This window comes from Paraburkholderia sp. OAS925, assembly GCF_040543975.1.
GTDB classification, from domain to species: Bacteria; Pseudomonadota; Gammaproteobacteria; order Burkholderiales; family Burkholderiaceae; genus Paraburkholderia; species Paraburkholderia graminis.
Genome location: NZ_JBEUNO010000001.1, coordinates 1,043,828 through 1,067,317 on the forward strand (window position 1 = coordinate 1,043,828; position 23,490 = coordinate 1,067,317).

Genomic DNA, 23,490 nt, shown 5'->3' on the forward strand with positions numbered 1-23,490 from the left:
TCCGACAAGACAAAGACGGCACGGCCAGTCCGATGCCGTTCCATTTTCGGGGATAACTCTTCTTCGCAAGACAGGGACAATGGTTAGATATTCGAGGTTGATTGGGATCGCGGCGACAACGGCGCTGGCATCCTTTGGTGTGCAAAACGCACAAGCGCAAGCCAGCACGGTTACCGTCGCGGGTCAGCAATACAAGCTGTGCGCGCAGGAGAACGGCAAGTGCTCGTTCCTCGGCACGGCTTCGGTCATATTCGGTGCGGTGCCGCCCAATGCGCCGTCGACGATGCTGACGAGTCCCCGCACGTTCAGCAATGGCGTGGGTTGCTATATGGGCGCCGTTTCGCCAACTGATCCGGCGTATGGCTATGACAAGGCTTGCTGGATGCGGGCGGCCGCTGCGCCTGCACCCGCACCGGCACCGGCACCGGCACCGGCACCTGCACCTGCACCTGCACCTGCACCTACGCCAGCACCCGCGCCTGCGCCCGCACCCGCTCCGGCACCTGCACCTGCACCTGCACCCGCGCCAACACCAACCCCCACCCCAACCCCCACCCCCACACCGACGCAATCCATCGCAACGAGCGCAGCGATCTCCTGCGGCACGCCGGCCCAAACCGCGGGCGGCACCGCTAACGGCATCATCAGCGCCGATACGCCGACCAGCGATGGTCTGCGCGTCTTCCCGAACAACGCCGCGTTCAAGATCGCCATCACGACGAACGCGCCGGGAGCCGACACGGTCGTCTGGTCCGTCGCGGATTCGAATGGCGCGATCAAGACGCAGGGCAGCTTCCCGGTTAGCTCAGGCGTGCAGACCAACACCCTGTCGTGCAAGTCGACGTGGGCCGGCTACGGCGCGCTGACTGCAACGTTGCGCTCCGCGGGCGGCACCCTGCCGAAAAGCGGCACCCGGCCAACTGGCATTGCAACCTTCGGCGTGCTGCCTGACCTGAGTTCGGCGATCGGCACGGTGGCCTACGCGCATCAGGACCAGCATCGCTTCGGCATGCAGGGCTTCAACGGCAACATCGCGGCGCTGCGTGCGCTCGGCATTTCGTGGACGATCGACGACCGCCAGGTATCGACGATGGAACCCAATGGGCCGTACACGTACACGCCGAGCGTGAACGATCTCGATCCTTTCTATAAGGCCAATCCCGATCAGATGCGTATCGTGCGTCTCGACGGCCTGCCCGCATGGGATTCGAAGACGGGCCAGTTCAACGACAGCTATTACGCGCCGTCGAACATGACCGAGTTCAAGGACTTCATGGCGCGCGTCGGGACCAACACGAGTTCGATTCGGGCTGCCAACTATCCGAATCAGCAGAAGAACTACTATCAGGTGACGTGGGAGCCGAGCCTTGGCTGGGCGGATAGCGACGCGAACTTCGTCGCTATGTACAAGGCCGCTTACGAAGGCATCCACTCGACCGATCCGAACGCGGTCGTGATGGGCACGGGCAACCCGTTCGCCGCCAATTGCGATACCTGCACGACCGGCTATCTGAAGAAGTTCGGCGCGCTCGGCCTGTGGAATTACATCGACGCGGTGTCGACGCACGGCTACTGGAATGCGGGCACGTATCCGGCACATCCGCCCGAGTTGCAGGACGCCGATCCGGATGCCGCGAACCAGGCCAATGCGCTCGACAATCAGATGACGCAACTGCGTTCGGTGATGCAGGCGGGCAAGCCCAACATGAAGCTCTTCTTCACGGAAGCGGGCACGAGCTACGATCCGGGCCTCAGTTATGGCCCGAACGTGCCGTCGCAAAACCAGTTGTTCGCTCATGCGGCAGTCGGCGTGCGCTCGCACATCATCGTGCTCGGCGGCGGAGCGCAAGTGACCACGCTCTTTTACGGTCCCGATTATCCGGGCGAAGTCGGATACGGCTCGTTCTTCGATCTGAACAACGCCCAGGGTGCGTTCGGCGCGACGAACCTCTCGCCGAAACCCGAAGCAATGGCGTTCGCGACGATGACGCGCGTTCTCGACGGCACCAACACGCTGGGCCGCGTGAAGGGCGCGCCGTCAGGCACGTTCGCGTACGCGTTCCAGCAGTTGGGCAACGGCAAGGTGGTGACGGCCGCGTGGGCGCACAGCAATGCGCAATGGCCGACGAGCGGCGGCGTGTACAGCCAGACGTATTCGACGAGCTATACGCTGCAGGTCGACAACGCCGGCACGTCGGGCAACGTGACGAAGATCGATGGATACGGGAACGTCAGCACGGTTCCGTATAGCAACGGGTCAGTGACGCTGACGCTGACCGAAGTGCCGCAGTACATTGTGTCCAGCAACGCGACCGTGGCGAAGAACAACTCGACGGTTCCGCTCGGCTACACCGGGCAATAAATGTTCGGGTAAATAACCTGCCGACACTCCTCCGGAATAAAGCAAGTGTCCGGAGGGTGCCGCCACGCAGGCAGCGTTATGGCTTCTCTGCAAGGCACGCGAGCATCTGATCGCCGATCCGGTTCTCGCGTGCCTTCAATGTTTCTCCGGCGCCCTGAATATCGCGCGCGTCCTTGTTCTGGCTGAGCTTGCTCTTGCCGATGAGCCGCGTGATCTTGATCTCCACGCCGACAATCGCTTTGAGCATTGCGTCGATGTATTCGGCCGGCGCGTCACCCATCTTCCACGGCTGCGTTTCGCCTGCTTCATGCGTACGCGTGAGGCGCGCGACGACGCCCCGCACGTACTTTTCATCGTCGCGAATCGTGATGCGCCCATGCGCGTGCACGACGACGTAGTTCCATGTCGGTACCTGTCTGTGCGCTTCGTGCTTGCTCGGATACCAGGTCGGCGAAACATACGCGTCGCCGGCACGGAACACGACCAGCGTTTCGTCGCCATTGGCCACGTCCTGCCAAAGCGGGTTATTGCGCGCCACGTGAGCGTGCAGCACGCCGAACTCGCCTTCGTTGGATGCCAACTCGAACGGAATGTGATTCGCGTCGAGGCCGTTCGCGCCGTGAGTAATCAGCGTGCCGAACGGATTCTGCGCGATGAGCGTGTGCAGCACGTCTTTGCGTGCTTCGTTGAAATGGGCTGGGACGTACATGATTGCTCCGTTGAGTTCGTGCACGCAGTGTGCGCCGAAACGGGTCAATCCTGAAGAGCCAGCTTCCGTCGACTTTATTGGGCCAGAAGCTTGGGCCAGAAACTTGGGCCAAAAGCGGCGGCGCGCGCCGTTACCGACGCGCGCGATGCCGCCCGTGCGTTCGATACAACTTCCGTCAACCGCCATCGGCAGACACACGCGCCGATTCGCTGATCAATGAGCCGCCGCTATAAACGCTTTCCGTCGCAGGGCTCGCGTGCCGCGCGGCATGCGCGCGGCGCATCGGCTTGAGCACGAATAGCGCGAGCAGCGCGGCTGCGGCCGCCATGCCCGACGCAAGCATGAAGACCGCATGCCAGTTGCCGGTTGCCGCGGTGATCACGCTCGTGAACGGCACCAGCAATGCGGCCGTGCCCTTCGCGGTGTACAACAACCCTGCGTTGGTGGCGGCGAATTTCGGGCCGTACGTGTCGCCGCAGGTCGCGGGGAACAGGCTGTAGATTTCGCCCCATGCAAAGAACACGATGCCGGTCAGCACGACGAACGCGACCGGACTCTGCCCGTATTTCGACAACGCGAGAATGCCGACCGCTTCGATCGCGAACGCAAGAAACATCGTGTTTTCGCGGCCGATGCGATCCGAGATCCAGCCGAAGAACGGCCGCGTCAGACCGTTCAATACGCGGTCGATCGTCAATGCAAACGTCAGCGCCGGCAAGGTCAGGCCGAGCAACGAAACGGGCGAATCGTGCAGGCCGAAGTCTTTTGCAATCGGCCCGAGTTGCGCGGTCGCCATCAGACCGCCTGCGGCCATCATCACGAACATCAGGTACATCACCCAGAATATTGGCGAGCTCACCACTTCGCGCGGCGTCGCGTTATAGACGACGCGCTTGAGGGCGCTCTTCGCCGACGCGAGCAGACTGGCCGGCGGTGCGAGCAGCGCAAGCCCGAGCGCGACTACGATGATTCCCTGGCCGAGACCGAACCACAGGAAAGTCGCTTCATAGCCGCTGCTTTTGATCATGTTCGAAATCGGAATGACGGTCGCCGCCGATCCCGCGCCGAAGCCCGCGGCGGTGATCCCCGCAGCGAGGCCGCGGCGGTTTGGAAACCACTTCAGCGCGTTGCCGACGCAAGTGCCGTAGACCGCGCCCGCGCCCACGCCGCCGATCGCCGCGGCAATGTAAAGCACGGGCAGCGACCCGGCGACCGAGTTGAGCGCCCATGCAATCGCGCACAGCAGGCCGCCTCCGACGACCACCGGACGCGGCCCGTATTTGTCGACGAGATAGCCTTCGACCGGCACGAGCCATGTTTCGGTCACGACGAAGATCGTGAACGCGACCTGAATCGCGGCACGGCCCCATTGGTATTTTTCGTTGATCGGATTGACGAACAAAGTCCAGCCGTACTGCATGTTCGCAATCATCGCCATGCAGATGACGCCGAACACGAGTTGCACCCACGGTGACGCTACCCACGACGCTCCCTTCTGGTGATCCGTTTCCATCGCTGTCTCCTTTGACATGCCTTGTCTTGTGATTGCGGGCGCCACGCTCCGCGGACAACCGTTGGACGTCTTTAACGCGTCTTGAAGTCGGTGGTCGAATCGATACAGTATGTGATATATCAAGTAAGTCAAGCGAAAGAAACCCGACGTTCTGACGACGTCTTTCGTGATAAGAAAGGAAAACGAAGGAATGCTGCCGACTCATTCGAAAGAGTCAAAAAAAGCCCGCCGGCAAGGCCGGCGGGCTGAGGGCAGGCAGTGAGACAAGGCTGTTCACCGCGTGCCTTGCCTTTATAGTCGAAAGTGAAATGTAATGTTAGTTTTTTGTTTGTAGGGATAGCACCGACGGGTATTTCCTGGTTAGCCGGCGCTCAAACTCATAGCGATTGCGCCGAGAAGGTATCGCATTGGCGAATGTCGCCGCTCGTCATGCCGCGCCTGAGCCACCGTTGCCGCTGCTCGCTCGTGCCGTGCGTGAATGCTTCGGGCACCACGCGTCCTTGCGATTGCCGCTGCAACCGGTCGTCGCCGATTGCGCCCGCAGCATTCAGCCCTTGCTCGAAGTCGCCCGGCTCCATCAGCTTCGCATTCATCTGCTGCGCGACCGCGGCCCATACGCCCGCAAAACAATCCGCCTGCAATTCGAGGCGCACGGACAGCGCATTGCCCCGCGCTTGCGACATGCGTGCACGCGCGGCCTCGTACTTGTCGGAGATGCCGAGCACCTTCTGGATGTGATGCCCGACTTCGTGCGCGATCACATAGGCTTGTGCGAAGTCGCCGCTCGCGCCGAAGCGGTCGCGCAACTCGCGATAGAACGACAGGTCGATGTAGACGGTGCTGTCGGGCGGACAGTGGAACGGACCCATCGCCGACTGGCCCGTGCCGCATGCCGTCGGTGTGGCGTCGCTGAACAGCACGAGTTTGGGCGCCGGATAATCCTGATTGAACTGCGTGCGGAAAATGTGTTGCCACGTGCGTTCGGTGTTGCCGAGCACGCGGCGCACGAAGTGGCTGCCGGCATCGTCGGCGGGGCGCGCGTTGGTCGGTGCGTTCGCCTGCGGCGCATTGCCTTGCAGCACCTGCGCGCCGTTGATGATCGTCAGCGGATTAATGCCGAAGAAATACGACGCGGCCAGCGCGATGACGATCGTCCCGATGCCGATGCCGCCGCCTACCCGCATACCGCCGCCTCGCCGGTCTTCGACGTTCTGGCTTTCCACTTCATCATCAAGGCGCATGGCGTTTCTCCGTGTTCTCTAGCGACAGGCTGTGACGCATTGCGGTCTACTGCCGCAATGGAGCAGTAAGCATACCTGCGTCGCGTGCCGGTGTGCATGGGCCGCGTGTGCCGACGCTGATCTGCGCTCACTTCCGGGCAAAAAAATGGCCTCCCGCCGGAGTGCAGCGGGAGGCCAGATTCGCAGTATAGATGCGAGGAATTCGCCGTATCAGCTATCGACGTGGCTCGACGTGAAAGCGGTGAACGCACCATACGGCGGATTCAACGCGGTCCCGTTCGTCATAATGCCGAACGTGTTGTTGCCGCTATCGAGCACGTAGTACATCACGGTCTGAATGTTGTGCGTCTTGCGTGCCGCGTAGAACGAACCCAGTTGCGAAGTGATGTAACTCGCGCGGTACGACTGCGCCTGTTCGGGGCCCGTATTCCACTCGGTGATGAAGAACGGCACGCCGTACCTCGCCTTGCAGTAGGTAGGCAGGTCGAAGCCGGGACCGGCGCCATCGGTGCCGATGTTGAAGATGTCGCCGTAGACCTCGTAGTTGTGCCACGTCGTAATGTCCCAGCGCACCTTCGGATAGCCGAAGCTGCCGTCCGGTTGCGTGCCGTCCCACAACGCATCCGACGCACCGACATCCGCAACGCAGAAGTTGACGCCGCACTTGGCGCCCGGCTGAGCCGCCTTCACGCCGTCGATCATGCCGCGCATCGCGCCACGCATCACCGGCCAGTTCGCGTTGTTGAAGTCGAGTGCCTTGGTCCCTGCGTTCGTCGAATCGATGATGATGGCCCGGTCACGGGTCAATTCGTTGCCGCATTCATAGAACGTCACGCCGTATTGCTTCAGCGTATTGGCGACCGTGAAGGCGGGTCCATAAGTGGCGTTGTAGGCGGCGGATTCGCCGGCCAGAAGCTTGCCGCTGCTGTCGCGAAGACCGAGGTCGAGCAATACGAGCAGCGTCATGCCGGCCGACTGGAACGCCTGCGCGAGCTTGACCACGGCATTCAGTTGAGCCGGGTCCGCCGTGCAGCCGACGCGGTAGCTGGTACAACCCAGGCCCTTCAGGATCGACACGACCTGTGCGGGCGTGTACGTGTAATCGAAGTGACCGTTCATGCCGAAGAAGCTGCCCGCGCTCGCCGCGACGGGAGTGCGCGGATCGCTGCAAGCGAGCCATTCAGCGGCGACTTCCGCATTGGCGTAGAACTGTCCGCTCGTATTGCGGTGATAGATCTTGCCGCCGTACCAGAGCACGAGCGACACGTTGTAGTTGTTGCCCACCACCTTGCCGTTTTTCGAAATCACGCCATTGGTGAGCGTCCAGACTGCGCCGGTCTTGTCGATGATGCGTGAGGCTGACGGCATCGTCGTGCCATCCGGCGACGTGGTGCCGAGCCGCGGATCGCTCGAGGACTGCCATGCCGATCCGGTCCACTGATAGAACTGACCGCTGGTGTTCTGGTGATAGATCGCGCCGCTGACCCACAGCACGAGCGAGACGTTGTAGTTGATCCCGGCTTTCGCGCCGTTGCGATAAACCACACCGCCCGAAATAGTCCAGGTAGCGCCCGCGCCATCGATCAGGGACGCGGCCGGCGGCATTGCCGAGCCGTCTGCAGATGCGCTCTTTGCAGTCGCGCTTGTCTTCTGCGCGCTGGCGCCAGAAGTAGTTGCGCTTGCATCTTCCGCGCCGCTGCCACCGCAGGCGCTCAAAATCACACTTCCGCCGAGTGCGCCCAGCGCACCAATAAATTGCCGTCGTTTCAACATTATGAGTTATTCCACTATCGAGAAGATCCCCGAATAAAGATAAGTTGTGTTCTTATATTGGTTAATTGCTTATTGCGAAACTCGAAACGTTATTTTTATTGGCACTACTGATCGTCCAGGAAATCCGCGTGCTTTTAAGGCGTCTTGCTGGTTGTTTTATCGAATGGTTAAAGCCGCCGGAATAAACCTTGATTCAGCGCGCGCACGGGCAGGAACGCTCGTGCACGACGCGTGCGCCAACGGGTTCAATCAACAGAGGAAATCAACCGACGTCACCGTGCGCGGCCCACGACATGCAGGGACGCTCACGCAAACGTTTGTCCGGGAATCGTGCGGACCGCGTAAATTTTGCGGACTGCTATTGCGAACGGGGTAGATCTTACCCGGAACCGCATCGGCTCAAAATGAAAAATAGCCGTATTCCGCCAGAAAGCAGGATCGTTTCCGATCAACGCTCGTATCCCAAAAAAATTACGCTTTCGCCTGATGTATGGGGACTGGACGCCCTGCATTATTTGCGCTTTGACCCCAAGAGCAGCAAGTCGTTTTTTCCGCTTTCGTCAAGTGCCGATTTTTGGAGCGGCGGCGGGGCTATCCGGGTGACCCGGGGCGCATGTCTTCAGTCCACACTTTCGGACATCGAATCGGCGGCGCGGGCGCAACTTGGCGCGTTTTCAGGTGATTGCGGCCACACAATGCCGTTTTTTGCATGCTAAGCTCGACTGAACATACTGATTAAATCACTCGATATTCGCTGGAAGCGTTCATAACGACGGGAATTGAAGACGTCGGAATTACGTTCGCGCCTATTGTTCCGCGAGTGCACTCTGACCGGAGATTGTCGAATGTCGCAGATTATTCACGAGGCCAGTAGCGCTCATGGAAGCGATGAAGCGAAACGGCCGCGGCGACGCGTGCTGATGTGTCCTTTTACGAATCCGACCAACCGCTATATAGAGATTCAAAAAGATCTGTACAGGTCGGTCGGCTACGATGTTGCTCCGTTGTCGATCAAGGGCTTGTTAAAGGGCGGCTTTGCCGATCTGTTCAAGCCGGAAAATGTTCTCGTATTTCATTGGCTCGAGTACCGGCCGTTCAGGCGACAGAAGGGCACTGCGCAACTGAGCTTCGGCGGCTCACTGCTTTTCGCTTTCTATTGTTCTCTGATGCTGCTCGGGCGAGCCAAGGTTGTGTACTTCGTGCACGACCAGGCCGTACACGATACGGAGGGATTCAACCGGCGCCTGTCGATGCGGATCATTGCATTCGTGCGACGTCTCGCGGATTTTCGCGTGGTGCACGCGCCGGACTTTCAGGCGCAGTACCGCGCCCAGTATTTGCCTCATCCGCTGTATTGGGACTCGCCCGGTCATCAGCCGCGTAACGCAAGGCCGGAACGATCGGCGCCGCTCTATACGATGCTCGGCGTGATCCGTCCGTATAAGCAGATCGATGCGGTGCTCGATGTCTGGCCGGCAGATTGCAAGTTGCATATAGCGGGGCACGGCACTGACGCTTACGTCTCCACGCTGAACGAGATCATCGATAGAAAGTCGTTGCGAGACGCGGTGCGCCTTGAATCCCGCTTTCTGACCGACGCCGAGTTTGCGCAAAGCATCGCCGACAGTGACGTGCTGATTCTCCCGCACTCGGCCGACTCGATGCTGGTCAGCGGCGCCTTCTTCGAGGCTATTGGACTAGTACCGGTTCTGATCGCGCGCTCCACACCGTTCATGAAATGGGCAGCAAGAAAGTTCGACAACGTGCTTCTCTTTAACGACGCCAGCGAACTGCCTGCAATCCTGCGCTCGGTCAACGAGTCGTGGCAGACGTATGCCAACAATGCGAGTCATCGCAAGGCACTCGACGAGTTCGGCTGGAAAACCTGCTGCCGGCGTTACGGACACTATCTGGAGACCGTCGGCGGACAGGCGGCTGCGGTGGAAAAGCCGGTAACGGAATGAGCTTATACCGGGCGGTTGCTTGCCCATAACGCATGACAATCCCGGCGCCTCGAAGGACTACCGCACATAGCCCGTGAGTCCTTCGACGAGCGCATCGAACGTCGCGCGGCAACGCGGACTGCTGCGCAGATCCTCGTGCATGGTCACCCATGTATCGAGCCGTAGCGCGACGAGCTTCGGCAGCACGCGAACCAGCGACTTGTCGCGACGCGCAAGCGCGACCTGACACACACCGATGCCGGCACCCGCGCGAATCAGTGCGAGCTGCGCGAGGTCGTTGTCCGTGCGAATCGACAGACCCGCGCGCGAATACCCTGGAAAGGCCTTGCTGGCATCCCGCACGAACGCGCTCGGCCTGTCGTAGCCGATGATCGCGTGTTGCCACAATGCAGCCGCGTTGCGCGGCGTTCCGTGTTTCGCGAGGTAATCGCGCCGCGCATGCAGGCCGAGCTCGATATTGCCGATGCGCCGCGCGACGAGTTGCGTCTGCTTTGGCCGCACCATGCGCACGACGACATCGGCCTCGCGCTTGAGCAGATCTTCCACGCGATTGGACAGCACCAGCTCGACGACAAGTTGCGGATAGCGCTCGCGAAGCGCCGCAATGATAGGCGGCAGCACCTCCGCACCGACGACCTCGCTCGCAGCCACACGCACCGCGCCTTGCACCTGGGCGGCGTCGCTTCTCGCCGCGCGCTCCAGCGACGCCGCCGTGCTCTGCATCGTCTCTGCGTGCGGCCGCAGGGCGAGGGCGATGTCGGTCGGCTGCAAACCCGTCTGTGAGCGCGTGAATAGAGATACTTTCAGCGCGCGTTCGAGCGCTTCGATATGACGGCCCGCCGTGGGCTGCGTGATGCCGAGCGAGCGCGCAGCGCCCGACAATGAGCCCTCTTGCAGCACTGCAAGCAGCGTGCGATACAGTTCCCAACCGATGTTATCAGCCATGCAATTTTGTATATCGGGTCAACGGAGTTCGCTAGTTTTATTGTGCCAGTAAAAATCGGAGAATGGCTTCATCGAAATATGAATGGAGCAACTGACGTGGCACATGAAACGGTACTCGTACTCGGCGCGACGGGCGGCATCGGCGGGGAACTTGCGCGGCAACTGCTTGCAGCAGGCTGGCATGTGCGGGCGATGCAGCGGTCGTCGAGTGCGTCGAGTGCATTAAGTCCGCGCACGGACGGTATCGAATGGGCGGAGGGCGACGCGATGAATCATGCGGACGTGCTGCGCGCGGCGCAAGGCGCGTCGGTCATCGTGCATGCGGTTAATCCACCGGGTTATAGGCGCTGGGAACAGCTTGTCCTGCCGATGCTGGATAACACCATCGTGGCCGCGAAAGCGGTAGGCGCAACGATCGTGCTGCCGGGCACGGTGTACAACTTTGGGCCGGACGCGTTTGCGCTGCTCGATGAAGATGCGCCTCAGCATCCAGTGACAAAGAAAGGCGCAATCCGCGTGCAAATGGAGGCTCGGCTGCAACGCGCGAGCACAGAAGGGTTGCGCGCGTTGATTGTGCGAGCGGGTGATTTCTTCGGCCCGCGAGCGCGCAATAACTGGTTTTCGCAGGGTCTCGTCAAACCGGGAAAGCCCGTCGCAAAGATCAGTTATCCGGGGGCGCGCGGGGTTGGCCATCAGTGGTCATATTTGCCTGACGTAGCGCGTACGATGCTCGAGCTGCTTGCGCGGCGCGAGACGCTGGAGCCTTTCGCGCGCTTTCATATGGGTGGCCACTGGGACGAGGACGGTACTCAACTCGTGGCGGCCATTCGCAGAGTCGTGGCGCGGCGCACGGGGCGAGAACCGGGCGTCGGCGGATTTCCGTGGGCGCTCGTCAAGCTCGCGTCACCGTTTAATGCGACGTTTCGCGAATTGAGCGAGATGCGCTATTTGTGGCAAACACCTGTCCGGATGCAAAACATCCGATTGATCGCTACGTTAGGGCACGAGCCGAATACGCCAATCGACGAGGCAGTGGAAACGACGCTTGCGGGTTTGGGCTGCATTAGCTAATAGCACGAACCAGCGGTACTACTTGTTATCGCATTCCAATCTGAATAAGCAGGCTGTCAGAACCAGCCATTACTTTTCCAGCGACTGGAGAAGCCTCGCCAGGTTCTGCGGTTGCACGCGGATGATCCCGCCGCGCGGACTGTCTATGTCGGCAATCAGGGCGAGTGACAATGAGATCGTCACGGGCAAGATAGTCATGAGCAGCGCAGTACGGCGCTTCCCTTTGGCGCCATAACCCTGAACCGCACATCCGAAAACCGCGATCACGATCATCAGAACCCATGCGCCGAGCGGAATATGATTAATCCTGGCGGCCTCTGAATAGTCCTGCGAATTGAGCACGTCATTCATGCCCGCAACGACGAGCGCCCCGATGGGCGTGGGCTGACTTTTTCCAACGTGGGTTGCCTGCAGCCACAATTTCGACTGTAGCGCTGCGAGTTCACCGTCGAGTTGTTTGCGCTCGGCGTGATCGCGGGTCCGAAACTCTGTCAGCCTCAAGCGGGTGTATTGGACCAATGCGGCCTTCATCTCGTCGCGGATGTTTGGCTCCGTCAAATCGGCCCTTGCGAATTCCGTACCGATCGCGTTTGCCTCTGCTTCTTCAAGGACTTTTCGCTGGTCATAGCGGTTCACCGCCATGGAAATACTGAAACCGATCAATAAAGCCAACAACGTGAGCGTGGCGCCCTGGACAGCGCTGAAATCGTCGCGTTCGTCTTCATGCAATGGAGATAGACGGCGCAAGACAAACACCCCGAATGCAACTGCCGCAATGAATAAAACAAAGAGAACCAGAAACAAAATCGCCGGATGATCGACGAATGCTGCCATTGGATATCTCCTATTGAGAAGGCTGTTTAGCACGCACGTTCTTTCGATCTTAGATCACATCGCGGGCTATCGCTAATAAAAGAGCGTGTCGGCGCGCAATACTTTGCGCGAATATGCCGAGCGATTCGGGCAGCGTGTGGCGAGAACCGAAAGAGCTATGAACGGAATTCACATCCGCCACTATTGTCGGCTTCAGGAGCCTGGATCTCATTCCCCTCGTGCTTAGCATCGGTGCCGGCTATCCGGTAGTTCACCGTGCGGGAATGCTCCTGGCAAGCAACCTTCAGCACACGGGCGCAAAACTAGTCGCAGAACGCGATGTTCTTTAATGTGAACGTGAACCGCCATATGCTCCGCCGCACATAACTCATAGTCGGCGCATGACACACTGTAGGCAAAATTGGACGATTCGGAAAAAACACGACGTATCTATCCTGCGACAACCTTGTGTGAGGAATCATGGAAAGTCCGCCCGATCAAATTCTGGACTCCAGATTGAAGCAGGTGACCGATGAAAGCCTCGACGCATTGAGCCGTGAGATGGACGCGGTCGGCATAAGCGCACTTCACGATGTCCTTTCACCCGTTGAACTTGCAATGGCGAGCGATTATGTCCAGCGCGAACTGGACAAGCATCAGCGCCAGCATTTCATCTATGCCGGCCATCCCTGGCTCGACGCCTCGCCGCTCGCGGCATTCGGTGATTCGCCCGACCTGCGCCGAATACTCGCCGGACTGTACCGGCGCGGCACCGGGCGAGCCGTGCCCGACATCGATATCGTCTCCGCGCTTCGGGTGCTGTCGGGTGATCTCGGACTCAAGGCATCAAACCTGTTCCACTACGACACCTACGTCGTCACCGCGCTCTTGCCGCTGATCATTCCAAACGGCCCGAACGAGCCGCGCGGCGACCTCGTGATGTATCCGAATCTGCGCAAGATCCGCTCTTCATCGGTGATCAACCTTGTCGAGAAAGCCGTAGTGCAAAACTCGCTGGTGCGCCGGGTACTTGCAGCCGAAAGCGTGCAGCGCGCGCTCGGCGCACGCGTCGTACCGCTCGAGCCAGGCAACATGTATTTTTTCTGGGGAATGCGATCGCTCCACGCGAATCAGGCTTGTCTGCCGCATAGCGTCAGGTCGACCGTCCTGTTTCACTTTGCTAACCCGCATTCAGGCGGCGCACTGGATAAGCTGCGTGAGTGGGCTCATCACAGGAATTCCGCGCCGTCCGACCGTGTCGGACGTCCGGTTCGCGAAGTTCGAAATGGCTCCGGCGATTAAAAGCCTAAAGGCAGGATGAGTCCTGACTCACGACCGAGAGCTTCTCTTTTTCTAAGCACTCACCCAATACCCATACCGCGGTCGACACGACAGTTGGCCGGGGTTCTCCTCGGGCGCTAATAGCCGACCCACGCCATCGACTCTCCCTGCGATCCCCGATCTGTAGGCCCGCTGCGTCGTCCGTCGCACTTGCTGGCGCTACCGGGCACCACCGTGTTTTATGTCCATCAAAACAATGACGCTTTTTTCACGGCGAAAAAGCTTGCATTTTTCGTGGGAAAAACTACCTTCAGTAAAACAAAATAATTCTTTCGCTCGGCACCGGAGGAGACTCATGCCGGCTACTCGTACGATGATTGCGCGTCGGGCTGGCGTCAGCGTGGCCACGGTCGATCGTGTCCTGCGCGACGATCAGGCTGTGCGTCCGGAAACGGCCGAACGCGTGCATCTTGCACTCGCGAATCTGCGTGACGAGCGGGCGAGCCGTGGCCGGCCGGCAAAGGTCAACTCGTTCCGGGTCGCGTTCGTGCTGCCGCAAGTGAACTCCCGCTTCCTCGATCACGTCGAGCGCGATATTGCGCTGTCGGCGAGCTTCTTTCGCGAGCACCGCATCATCCCCTCGTTTTACCGCTGCGATTTTTCCAGCCAACGCGAGACCGCCGCGTTCGCCGCGGAAGTGATCGACTACGACGCGCTCGTGCTCGCGCCTCTCGACTATCCGTGGGTTGAGCGTTTCATCGAAGAGATGAGCGACGCTCAGGTGCCCGTCGTCACCGTGTTCTCCGATTTACCCGCGAGCCGGCGGGCCGCGTACGTGGGTGTCGACAACCGGATTGCCGGACGCACGGCAGGACTGCTGATGGGGCGCTTCCTTTGCGCGAAGCTCGGCACGGTAGCCGTGCTATCGGGATCGTCGCGTCTGCATGACCAGGTGGAACGCCGCACCGGCTTTTCGCAAGTGCTGGAGGAGGACTTCCGCAACCTGCGCTGGATCGCCGAACCGGACTTCGCCGAAGACGACGATGGTGCCGGACTCGCCGTACAGGGCCTACGTGCGCGCCATGCGGATCTGGTCGGCGTGTATGTGACGGGTGGCGGCATCTCTGGCATTGCAGCGGCATTGCAGGAGTCCGGCGATAAGGCTCACCTCGTCCTGATTGGCCACGAATGCACTGCGGAGACCCGCACCCAACTCTCGGAACGCGCGATCGACGTGATACTCGGTCAGGACGTGCGCGGCATTGTTCATTGGGCCGGGCTCGCCGCGATTAATTTTCTTAACGACGTTCGGGGAGCGCTTGCCATCCCCACGCCGGAAACCCGGATTTATCTTCGTGAGAATGCGCATGCCTGACGCTCGCGACACGCGGATCGACTTCTGATCTGCCAGAGCCGAAATGCGGTGCCCGGCGCATGGGCGCTGAATGTCATGAGGTTGGAGACGCGAGAAAGACAAGGAGAAGAGACATGGTACGTCTAACGTCAGCGAGGGTAGTGGCGGCAACCCTCATATCGCTGGGGCTCGGCACTGCAACGGGCGCGCAGGCACAGGACAAGCAGTTGACACTCTGCTGGGCGGCATGGGATCCCGCCAATGCACTGGTCGAACTGTCGAAGGATTTCACGACGAAGACCGGCATCAAGATGAAGTTCGAGTTCGTACCGTGGACCAGTTACGCCGACCGCTTTATCAATGAACTCAATTCGCACGGCAAGCTGTGCGATCTGATCATTGGCGACAGTCAGTGGATTGGCGGCGCGGCGGTCAATGGACATTACGTGAAGCTCAACGACTTCTTCACGAAGAACAAGATTTCCATGAACGACTTCGTGCCTGCAACGGTGGTGGGATATTCGGAGTGGCCAAAGAATACGCCGAACTATTGGGCTTTACCTGCGATGGCTGACGCGGTTGGATGGACCTACCGCAAGGACTGGTTTGCGCGCCCGGAACTTCGCGCGGAATTCAAGCAGAAGTACAACCGTGAGCTTGCGCCGCCCACTACGCTCGACGAACTCAAGCAGACTGCGCAATTCTTCCAGGGTCGAAAGATCGACGGCAAGACGGTCTATGGCGTGTATATCTTCACGGAGCGCGGCTCCGAGGGAATCACGATGGGCGCGACCAATGCCTTATACAACTTCGGTTTTGAGTATCAGGATCCCAAGAAGCCCTATCACCTCGACGGCTTCGTGAACTCGCCAGGCGCGGTGAAGGGGCTCGAGTACTACAAGGCGCTCTATAAGTGCTGCACGGCGCCAGGCATGACCAACGCGTACATGCAGGAGGGGCTCGACGCGTTCAAGTCGGGTCAGGTGGCAATGCAGATGAACTGGTTTGCGTTCTTCCCAGGGCTTTATAAAGACCCGAATGTCGGTGGCGAGAAGATCGGCTTCTTCGTCAATCCGCGTGAGACGAAGCAATACACTCAGTTGGGCGGCCAGGGCATCTCGGTCGTCTCGTACTCGGACCATAAAGAAGACGCGCTCGAATATATCAAGTGGTTCGCGCAACCCGACGTGCAGAAGAAATGGTGGCAACTGGGTGGCTATTCGGCAGCTAAATCAGTGGTGGACGCACCGGACTTCCCGAATAGCGCGCCGTTCGCACCCGCGTTCCTGAAGTCGATGGCAATCGTCAAAGACTTCTGGGCAGAGCCGGCTTATGCGGAGCTGTTGCTCGACATGCAAAAGCGTGTGCACGATTACGTCGTGGCCGATAAAGGCACGGCCAAAGATGCGCTGGATCTGCTGGTGAAAGACTGGACCAAGGTCTTCAAGCAAGAAGGAAAGTAGTTTTTAGCTGGGCTTGACTGGACCGGCGGCGGCCGAACGGCCTGTCTCCGGTCCGCTTAAAGGAGCCAGGCATGTTGGCAGATAAGCCTTTTTCTCCCACGAGTCTCGAAGCGGGAGCGTCGACGCGCATAGCGAAGCGGTTAAGTGGACTGTCGGATCGGACCATCGCGTGGCTCTTCATCCTCCCGACCATTCTGCTGCTTCTCGCGATCAACATCTTTCCGTTGATCTGGGCGCTTCGCCTGTCGTTCACCAACTTCAAGTCGAACATGCCGAGCGTGCCGGCGCGTTTTGTCGGCATCGACAATTATGTCGACATCCTGACCGACGAAGATATCTGGTACGCGATGCAGGTGACCGCGCGTTTCGTGTTCTGGTCGGTCGGGCTGGAGGTGCTGCTGGGATTCGGTCTTGCCTTGCTGATCAACCGGCAGTTCCGCGGACATAGCTTCTGGACCACGCTCATCCTGCTGCCGATGATGCTTTCGCCTGCTGTAGTGGGCAACTTCTGGACGTTCCTGCTGCAACCGCAGACGGGGCTTTTCAACGATATCGTCAGCTTCTTCACCGGCATCGCGCCGGCGTCGTTCCAGATGATCGGCGACGTGGCGCTCGCGCCGTGGACCATTGTGATGGTCGATACGTGGATGTGGACGCCGTACGTCATGCTCATCTGCCTCGCGGGCCTGCGCTCGATTCCCGACTATATCTACGAAGCCGCGGAAGTGGACCGAGCGACGCCGTGGCGTCAGTTCTGGTCGATCACGTTGCCTATGACCATGCCGTTCCTGATGCTCGCGGTACTGTTTCGCGGCATCGAAAACTTCAAGATGTTCGATATGGTGAACCTACTGACATCGGGCGGGCCGGGCTCGGTTACCGAAACGGTATCGATCACGCTCAAGCGTGCCGCCTTCGAAAAGTGGCAGACAGGTTATTCGTCCGCGCTCGCGATCATTCTGTTCGTGACGGTATTCGGTGCGGCGAATATTTATGTGAAGGCACTTAACCGGATCAAACAGCGATGAGACCGACTGCGACACAACATTCCGTGGTGGCGTCATCTCCGCGCGCCAGGCGCTTCGCGGCTGCGGTCGTTATCACATATGCGCTGATAGCTACGTTACCGATGGTCTGGATCTTCCTGACGAGCTTCAAGACGCAGGAAGATGCGATAGCGTATCCGCCCGTCGTGCTGTTTCAGCCTTCCATGGAAGGCTATGTGAACCTGCTCACGATCCGGTCGCGGCAGACGCCCGAGTTCATTGCGAGCCTGCCGCCTGCGCGAACCTGGTATGAGCGTGAGGTGCGCAAGCGCAACATGGTGATCGCCGGACCTTCGAAGGTTGTGCCGCGCTTCATGAATTCGCTTGTCATTGGATTTGGCTCGACGTTTCTCGCGGTATTTCTCGGCACGCTCGCGGCATACGCGTTTTCGCGCTTCAAGGTGCCGCTGTCCGACGATCTGCTGTTCTTCATTCTTTCCACACGGATGATGCCGCCCATTGCCGTCGCCATTCCGATCTATCTGATGTATCGCGCGCTCGGTTTGAGCGACAGCTATGTCGGCATGATTGTGCTGTATACGGCGGTGAATGTCTCGCTGGCGGTGTGGCTGCTTAAAGGTTTCATGGACGAGATCCCGCGCGAGTATGAAGAAGCCGCGCTAGTGGATGGCTACACGCGTTTGCAGGCCTTCGTGAAAGTGGTGTTGCCGCAAGCGACGACGGGCATTGCCGCTACAGCGATCTTCTGCCTGATCTTTGCATGGAACGAATACGCATTTGCTTCGCTGCTGACAAGCGGCGATGCGCAGACCATGCCGCCATTCATTCCATTCATCATCGGAGAAGGCGGTCAGGACTGGCCGGCCGTTGCGGCTGCAACGACATTATTCGTGCTGCCGATTCTCTTTTTTACCGTTCTGCTGCGCAAGCATCTGTTGCGCGGCATCACCTTCGGAGCCGTGCGCAAATGAAACGCGAAGACATTGCTCCGTATCGCTGGCTGTTACGTCGCAGATACAGCGAGGGTGCGTCGACGGTACTGATCGGCTTGGGTGCGGCGATGCTCGTGCAGCCGTTTTCGCTCGCGCTCTTCACCTGGTCGTTTCCGGTGCTTCTGGTGGGCGCGCTCGCGTTCGTCGTCACCAGCCATTTTCCAGACTGAATCATGTCCACGATCGTTCTCGCTCATCTTCAGAAGCGCTTCGACGATTTTGTCGCGGTGCGCGACACCAGCCTGACCATCGGCGCTGGACGCTTCGTCGTGCTGCTCGGACCGTCAGGCTGCGGCAAGACCACAACGCTGCGGATGATCGCGGGGCTCGAGCTGCCGACTTCCGGACAGATCCTGATCGACGGTGAGGATGTCACTGCGTTGCGCGCCCGGCAACGCGACATTGCTTTCGTGTTCCAGATGTTTGCGCTGTATCCACACATGACGGTGCGCAATAACATCGCGTTTCCGCTGAAGAACGAACACGTGTCACGCAGCGAGATTGCCGCGCGGGTCGATGCAGCGGCGCATATGCTGCGCATCGAGAACATTCTCGATCGTAAGACCGGCGGCCTGTCCGGTGGCGACCGGCAACGCGTCGCGCTCGGTCGCGCGATCGTGCGGCAACCGAAAGCATTCCTGATGGACGAACCGCTCGGCACACTCGATGCCGACTTTCGTGAACTGATGTGCCTGGAGTTACGCAAACTGCACAACGCGCTCGCTGCCACCACGGTCTACGTCACACACGATCAGAGCGAGGCGATGGCCATGGCGGACGATATCGTCGTGATGAATCAGGGCGAAGTGTTGCAGGCGGCCTCGCCCCATGAGATTTATCACTTCCCCGCGACCGTGTTCGTCGGCAACTTCATCGGCAGTCCGCCCATGAATTTCTTGCCCGTCGACGAAGCGGTGACCGCAGGTCAGGAGCAGGTGAGTCTGCATGGCGCGCCGGTTTCCGTGCCGCGTTGCGATGCCGCTGCCGCGCGCGTATTGCTGGGAATCAGACCGGAGCACGTCGTGATCGACGAGCACGGGCCGCTGCGCGGTCGGGTGATCGCCGACGAATACCTCGGCTCGCATCAGGTATTGGCGGTTGAAACGGCGCTCGGCGTCGTGCGCGTGCGCGTCAGCAAAGACGATGGCGTTGCCGCGGGCACGAGCGTCGGTCTGTCGTTTCGGAAAGAACGCACGCTGCTTTATGACGCCACTACTGAGCGCCTGCTGCCGGGCGCTGCTTCCACGCTTTCCGTCAACGGAGTCGGTCATGGCTGAAGTCCAGCTACGCAATGTATCGAAGCGCTTCGGCAACATCGTTGCGGTGGACGACCTGTCGATCGACGTCAAAGACGGCGAATTCGTGGTGCTGCTCGGGCCGAGCGGCGCGGGCAAAACCACTACGCTGCGCCTCATTGCAGGACTGGAAGGTCCCGATGCCGGCGACGTGCTGATCGACGGTGCGGTCGCCACCGGCGTGCATCCTTCCGAACGCGATGTCGCGTTTGTCTTTCAGCAATACTCGTTGTATCCGCATCTGAGTGTGTTTGGCAATCTCGCGTTTCCACTGCGTTCGCCCCGTCGTCGCAGCAGCGAGGAACAGGTGCGCGCGCGGGTGCATGCGGTCGCGCAGATGCTGCACATGGAGGCGAAGCTCGACAACATGGCAACGCATTTGTCGGGCGGCGAAATGCAGCGCGTCGCGATCGGGCGTGCGCTCGTGCGCGAGCCAAAAGTCTTTCTGATGGACGAACCGCTGTCATCGCTCGATGCAAAACTGCGTGAGGAATTGCGTATCGAGCTCAAGCGCCTGCATCGTAAGATTGGCGCGACGATTCTCTATGTCACGCATGATCAGGTGGAAGCCACCACCTTGGCCGACCGCATCGGCATTCTTGAACACGGCCGTCTGGTGCAGCTCGGCACACCGCGCGAGGTCTACGGCAATCCGGTTTCATTGAGTGCGGCGCAGCGGCTCGGCTCGCCGCCGATCAACCTGTTGCCGCCAACGCTGTTCGATTCGGCAGTGGTGCCGACCGGTACGGCAACCGTGGCGATTCGTCCTGAAGACGTGCTGCTGCACGAGGGCAACGCGCGTGATGCACCCAGCGCCCCTCATCCACGTGACGCACTCGACCTGAAGGTGCTCGAGTACTCGCCGCTGCGTCATCTGTTGATTCTGGAGCATGCAGGAACCGCGGTTGTGGCGACCACGATGGTCGAGCGCAATTTCAGCCCGGGGCAGTCCGTGGGCGTGTCGCTGCCCGCTCGCAGCCTCTTATATTTCCGTGCAGACGGCAGGAGGATCCCGACATGAACGGCAAAACGGTCATGGAGTGTATCGACGCCGCATATGCAGCGCTCAAGGAACACACCGACGAAATAGCCGTACTCGACCAGCAGATCGGCGATGGCGATCACATCTTCAATCTGCTGCGCGGCATGGAGGCGTTGCTTGCCTTGCGTGCGGACATCGAAGGGAAAACATTTGGGGCCGCGTTGGAACTCGCGGCGAACAAGGTGCTGTCGACGGTCGGCGGCTCGTCCGGGCCGCTGTTCTTTTCGCTGCTGCACGGGATGGCGAAAGCATCGGCGAACACTCCACTGGATATTGCGGGCACTGCGCTCATGTTCGCGGCGGGCGTCGAAGCGGTCGCGCAGCGGGGTAAGACGGGCGTAGGCAGCAAGACGATGATGGACGTGCTGATTCCCGTTGCCGCGCGCTTTAAAGAGCTTGCGGCCGTCGAATCACCTGCGTTGCGAAAAGCGGTGCTGGATGAATTGCCGCAGGTGGCCGAGCAGAACATGCTCGCCACCCGCGATATGCTCGCGACCAAAGGGCGGGCGTCGTTTCTGGGCGAACGCTCACGCGGTCATATCGACCCTGGTGCGCGTTCCAGTCAGATCATGATCGCTGCCGTATGCGCGCATCTGGCGCGCAACCCGGTGTGAAAGGAGGCCAGGCCATGAAAAAATTCATCAACCACGTCGACGATTTCCTCGCCGAAAGTCTGGCGGGGTTTGCATCCGCGCATAGCGACCTGGTGGTACTCAACAATGAACCGGTGTACGTGCGACGCAAGACGCTCAAACCAGGCAAAGTGGCATTGATATCGGGTGGCGGTTCTGGGCATGAGCCGTTGCACTCCGGTTTTGTGGGCTATGGAATGCTCGACGCAGCCTGCCCCGGCCAGGTCTTCACATCTCCTACGCCGGATCAGATGATGGCCGCTGCCGATGCTGTCGACACCGGTGCGGGTGTGCTATTCATCGTGAAGAATTATTCCGGTGACCTGATGAATTTCGAAATGGCATCGGAGATGTCCGAGGTCCCGAACGCGATGGTGCTGATCAACGATGATGTGGCAGTCGAAAACTCCAGTTACACCACCGGGCGGCGTGGTGTGGCTGGCGCAGTGATCGTTGAGAAGCTGGTGGGCAGCATGGCCGAAAGCGGCGCCGACCTTGAACAGTGCAAGGCGTTCGGTGACCGGATCAACAAGCGCACCGCTTCGATGGGTGTTGCGTTCAGCAGTTGCACCGTGCCGGCCGCGGGAACGCTGACGTTCAAGATCGGCGATGACGAAATCGAAGTGGGCGTGGGCATTCACGGCGAGCCGGGCCGGCGCCGCGCAAAGTTCGCAGGCGCCGACGCGATTGCGGGAGAACTGCTCAAAGCGATCGTCGACGATCTCGCGCCTCAACCCGGCGCTGAATTGCTGGTGCTCATCAACGGCCTCGGCGGAACACCGCTAGGCGAGCTTTACCTGCTCTTCAACTCGACGCGCGCATGGCTTGAGCAACGCGACCTGAAGGTTGGCCGGGCCCAGGTGGGTGCGCTGACGACTTCGCTCGAGATGGCGGGCGCGTCGATTACGCTATGTATGCTGGACGACGAAATGACACGCCACTGGGACAGCCCGGTTCATACGCCGTCGTTGCGTTGGGGGATGTAGGGCGCGCTGAGTGCGAGAATGGTTTCGGTGCGGCTTTCCTTCTCGACGTAGCTACCTCAAGCCGGCCGGTCTGCGCAGAAACTCGCCGAGAAAGTCGACAAAGGCCCTGAGCCTGACCGAGAGCTGATTGCGCTCCAGATAGATCGCGTGAATATTGGCGTCCGGTAACGCCCAGTCGTCCAGCAGCGTCACGAGTTCGCCGCGCGCCAGATGCCGTTCCACTTCCCACTGCGAACGCACAACAATCCCGCGGCCTTCGAGCGCCCAATGCAGGACGACGCCGCCGTCGTTGCTGGATAGGGCGCCGTCGACCTTGACCGTTTCCGAGCGTTTGCCGCGCGAAAAATGCCACGTGCCGTAGGCCGATTCGTTCTCGCGCAAGACGATGCAGGCGTGCCGCGTCAGATCGTGCGGCACGGACGGTCGGCCATGCCGCGCCACATAGCCCGGCGATGCGCACACCATGCGCCGGTTTTCGAGCAGGAGCCGCGCGTTGATGCGCGCATCCGGCACTTCGCCGAAGCGAATGCCGAGATCGAAACCTTCGTCCTGAAGACTCATCGGACGGTCCGTCAGATGCAGCAGGATTTTTATCGCGGGATAACGCGTGACGAATTCCGATACCGCCGGCGCGATGCGGGCCCGCCCAAATCCAAAAGAAGCGTTCACGCGCAGCAGGCCGGTAGGCTCGCCCCGGCTCTGCATGACGAGATGCTCCAGTTCCGACAACTCGTCCAGAATGCGCGAGCCGTTCGACAGATAAAGCTCGCCTTCGGGCGTGAGGCTCAGCCTCCGCGTCGTGCGATTCATCAGCCGCACGCCGAGGCGCCGTTCCAGTTGCGCCAGCCGTTTGCTGACCGCGGGTGGCGTCACGCCCAACTCGCGCGCGGCCGCCGCCAGATTGCGATGCCGCGCCACGAGCGCGAACAGATTCAGATCCGAAAAGCTATCCATCCCGAGCTCCGTTTTGTTCGGTCGATTCGTTCCTCTGAGTTACTGCCGGAATGCTTTTCAGGAAACCCAATCGCATGAGTCATCAATTAGACT

General features: G+C 60.1%; 21 protein-coding genes. 14 read left to right on the forward strand and 7 right to left on the reverse strand.

Going from position 1 to position 23,490, the window contains the following annotated elements:
* The first annotated feature begins 79 nt into the window (after positions 1 to 79).
* Positions 80 to 2,362: a glycoside hydrolase family protein gene (locus tag ABIE53_RS04640; protein ID WP_192700042.1), complete on the forward strand. Its 2,283-nt coding sequence runs from the start codon at positions 80 to 82 to the stop codon at positions 2,360 to 2,362.
* A gap of 76 nt (positions 2,363 to 2,438) precedes the next feature.
* Here ABIE53_RS04640 and ABIE53_RS04645 read toward each other — a convergent pair whose 3' ends face one another.
* From ABIE53_RS04645 to ABIE53_RS04660, 4 genes are all read right to left on the reverse strand, one after another.
* Entirely contained in the window at positions 2,439 to 3,071 is a 633-nt protein-coding gene (locus tag ABIE53_RS04645; protein ID WP_006047787.1) for an FMN-binding negative transcriptional regulator, read from the reverse strand.
* Positions 3,072 to 3,246: 175 nt separating this feature from the next.
* A complete protein-coding gene (oxlT, locus tag ABIE53_RS04650) occupies positions 3,247 to 4,584 on the reverse strand; it encodes an oxalate/formate MFS antiporter (RefSeq protein ID WP_006047786.1) in 1,338 nt (445 codons plus the stop codon).
* 377 nt (positions 4,585 to 4,961) lie between these two features.
* Complete coding sequence (ypfJ, locus tag ABIE53_RS04655; RefSeq protein ID WP_192700043.1) at positions 4,962 to 5,825, reverse strand: KPN_02809 family neutral zinc metallopeptidase; 864 nt, start codon at positions 5,823 to 5,825, stop codon at positions 4,962 to 4,964.
* Positions 5,826 to 6,035: 210 nt separating this feature from the next.
* Complete coding sequence (locus ABIE53_RS04660; RefSeq protein WP_192700044.1) at positions 6,036 to 7,598, reverse strand: hypothetical protein; 1,563 nt, start codon at positions 7,596 to 7,598, stop codon at positions 6,036 to 6,038.
* 404 nt (positions 7,599 to 8,002) lie between these two features.
* Between ABIE53_RS04660 and ABIE53_RS04665 the strand changes: the two genes are divergently transcribed.
* Positions 8,003 to 8,314, forward strand: a complete 312-nt coding sequence (locus ABIE53_RS04665) for a hypothetical protein (RefSeq protein ID WP_192700045.1) — start codon at positions 8,003 to 8,005, stop codon at positions 8,312 to 8,314.
* A gap of 129 nt (positions 8,315 to 8,443) precedes the next feature.
* Positions 8,444 to 9,562, forward strand: coding sequence for a glycosyltransferase family protein (locus ABIE53_RS04670; protein WP_171800431.1), 1,119 nt, complete (start codon positions 8,444 to 8,446; stop codon positions 9,560 to 9,562).
* A 57-nt stretch (positions 9,563 to 9,619) separates the two neighbouring features.
* On the opposite strand, the gene ABIE53_RS04675 is transcribed toward ABIE53_RS04670, so the two are convergent.
* Positions 9,620 to 10,507: a LysR family transcriptional regulator gene (locus tag ABIE53_RS04675; RefSeq protein ID WP_192700046.1), complete on the reverse strand. Its 888-nt coding sequence runs from the start codon at positions 10,505 to 10,507 to the stop codon at positions 9,620 to 9,622.
* Between the two features lie 78 nt (positions 10,508 to 10,585).
* Between ABIE53_RS04675 and ABIE53_RS04680 the strand changes: the two genes are divergently transcribed.
* On the forward strand, positions 10,586 to 11,578 hold the full coding sequence (locus ABIE53_RS04680) for an NAD-dependent epimerase/dehydratase family protein (RefSeq protein ID WP_192700047.1): 993 nt from the start codon (positions 10,586 to 10,588) through the stop codon (positions 11,576 to 11,578).
* Positions 11,579 to 11,647: 69 nt separating this feature from the next.
* Here the strand turns inward: ABIE53_RS04680 and ABIE53_RS04685 are convergent, their stop codons facing one another.
* The gene (locus ABIE53_RS04685) at positions 11,648 to 12,412 is read right to left on the reverse strand and encodes a bestrophin-like domain (RefSeq protein ID WP_029970346.1); all 765 of its coding nucleotides are present in this window, start codon (positions 12,410 to 12,412) and stop codon (positions 11,648 to 11,650) included.
* A 459-nt stretch (positions 12,413 to 12,871) separates the two neighbouring features.
* Here ABIE53_RS04685 and ABIE53_RS04690 point away from each other — a divergent pair, with 459 nt between their 5' ends.
* From ABIE53_RS04690 to dhaK, 10 genes are all read left to right on the forward strand, one after another.
* Complete coding sequence (locus ABIE53_RS04690) at positions 12,872 to 13,693, forward strand: hypothetical protein (protein ID WP_006047777.1); 822 nt, start codon at positions 12,872 to 12,874, stop codon at positions 13,691 to 13,693.
* 334 nt (positions 13,694 to 14,027) lie between these two features.
* On the forward strand, positions 14,028 to 15,047 hold the full coding sequence (locus tag ABIE53_RS04695) for a LacI family DNA-binding transcriptional regulator (protein ID WP_029970345.1): 1,020 nt from the start codon (positions 14,028 to 14,030) through the stop codon (positions 15,045 to 15,047).
* A 113-nt stretch (positions 15,048 to 15,160) separates the two neighbouring features.
* Positions 15,161 to 16,489 (forward strand): ABC transporter substrate-binding protein, encoded by a 1,329-nt coding sequence (locus ABIE53_RS04700; RefSeq protein WP_029970344.1) that lies wholly within the window; start codon positions 15,161 to 15,163, stop codon positions 16,487 to 16,489.
* Positions 16,490 to 16,560: 71 nt separating this feature from the next.
* Complete coding sequence (locus tag ABIE53_RS04705) at positions 16,561 to 17,517, forward strand: carbohydrate ABC transporter permease (protein ID WP_006047774.1); 957 nt, start codon at positions 16,561 to 16,563, stop codon at positions 17,515 to 17,517.
* On the forward strand, positions 17,514 to 18,467 hold the full coding sequence (locus ABIE53_RS04710; protein WP_006047773.1) for a carbohydrate ABC transporter permease: 954 nt from the start codon (positions 17,514 to 17,516) through the stop codon (positions 18,465 to 18,467). The genes ABIE53_RS04705 and ABIE53_RS04710 overlap by 4 nt, the downstream gene beginning before the upstream one ends.
* A complete protein-coding gene (locus ABIE53_RS04715) occupies positions 18,464 to 18,658 on the forward strand; it encodes a hypothetical protein (RefSeq protein WP_192700048.1) in 195 nt (64 codons plus the stop codon). Before ABIE53_RS04710 ends, ABIE53_RS04715 begins: the two co-directional genes overlap by 4 nt.
* A 3-nt stretch (positions 18,659 to 18,661) precedes the next feature.
* Positions 18,662 to 19,765 (forward strand): ABC transporter ATP-binding protein, encoded by a 1,104-nt coding sequence (locus ABIE53_RS04720; RefSeq protein WP_192700049.1) that lies wholly within the window; start codon positions 18,662 to 18,664, stop codon positions 19,763 to 19,765.
* The gene (locus tag ABIE53_RS04725) at positions 19,758 to 20,804 is read left to right on the forward strand and encodes an ABC transporter ATP-binding protein (protein WP_192700050.1); all 1,047 of its coding nucleotides are present in this window, start codon (positions 19,758 to 19,760) and stop codon (positions 20,802 to 20,804) included. The genes ABIE53_RS04720 and ABIE53_RS04725 overlap by 8 nt, the downstream gene beginning before the upstream one ends.
* Positions 20,801 to 21,439, forward strand: a complete 639-nt coding sequence (dhaL, locus tag ABIE53_RS04730; protein ID WP_192700051.1) for a dihydroxyacetone kinase subunit DhaL — start codon at positions 20,801 to 20,803, stop codon at positions 21,437 to 21,439. Before ABIE53_RS04725 ends, dhaL begins: the two co-directional genes overlap by 4 nt.
* A gap of 14 nt (positions 21,440 to 21,453) precedes the next feature.
* Positions 21,454 to 22,443: a dihydroxyacetone kinase subunit DhaK gene (dhaK, locus tag ABIE53_RS04735; protein WP_029970338.1), complete on the forward strand. Its 990-nt coding sequence runs from the start codon at positions 21,454 to 21,456 to the stop codon at positions 22,441 to 22,443.
* A gap of 51 nt (positions 22,444 to 22,494) precedes the next feature.
* Here the strand turns inward: dhaK and ABIE53_RS04740 are convergent, their stop codons facing one another.
* Positions 22,495 to 23,397 carry a LysR family transcriptional regulator gene (locus ABIE53_RS04740; RefSeq protein ID WP_192700052.1) on the reverse strand — a complete coding sequence of 301 codons (903 nt, stop codon included), beginning with the start codon at positions 23,395 to 23,397 and terminating at the stop codon, positions 22,495 to 22,497.
* Positions 23,398 to 23,490: the final 93 nt, after the last annotated feature.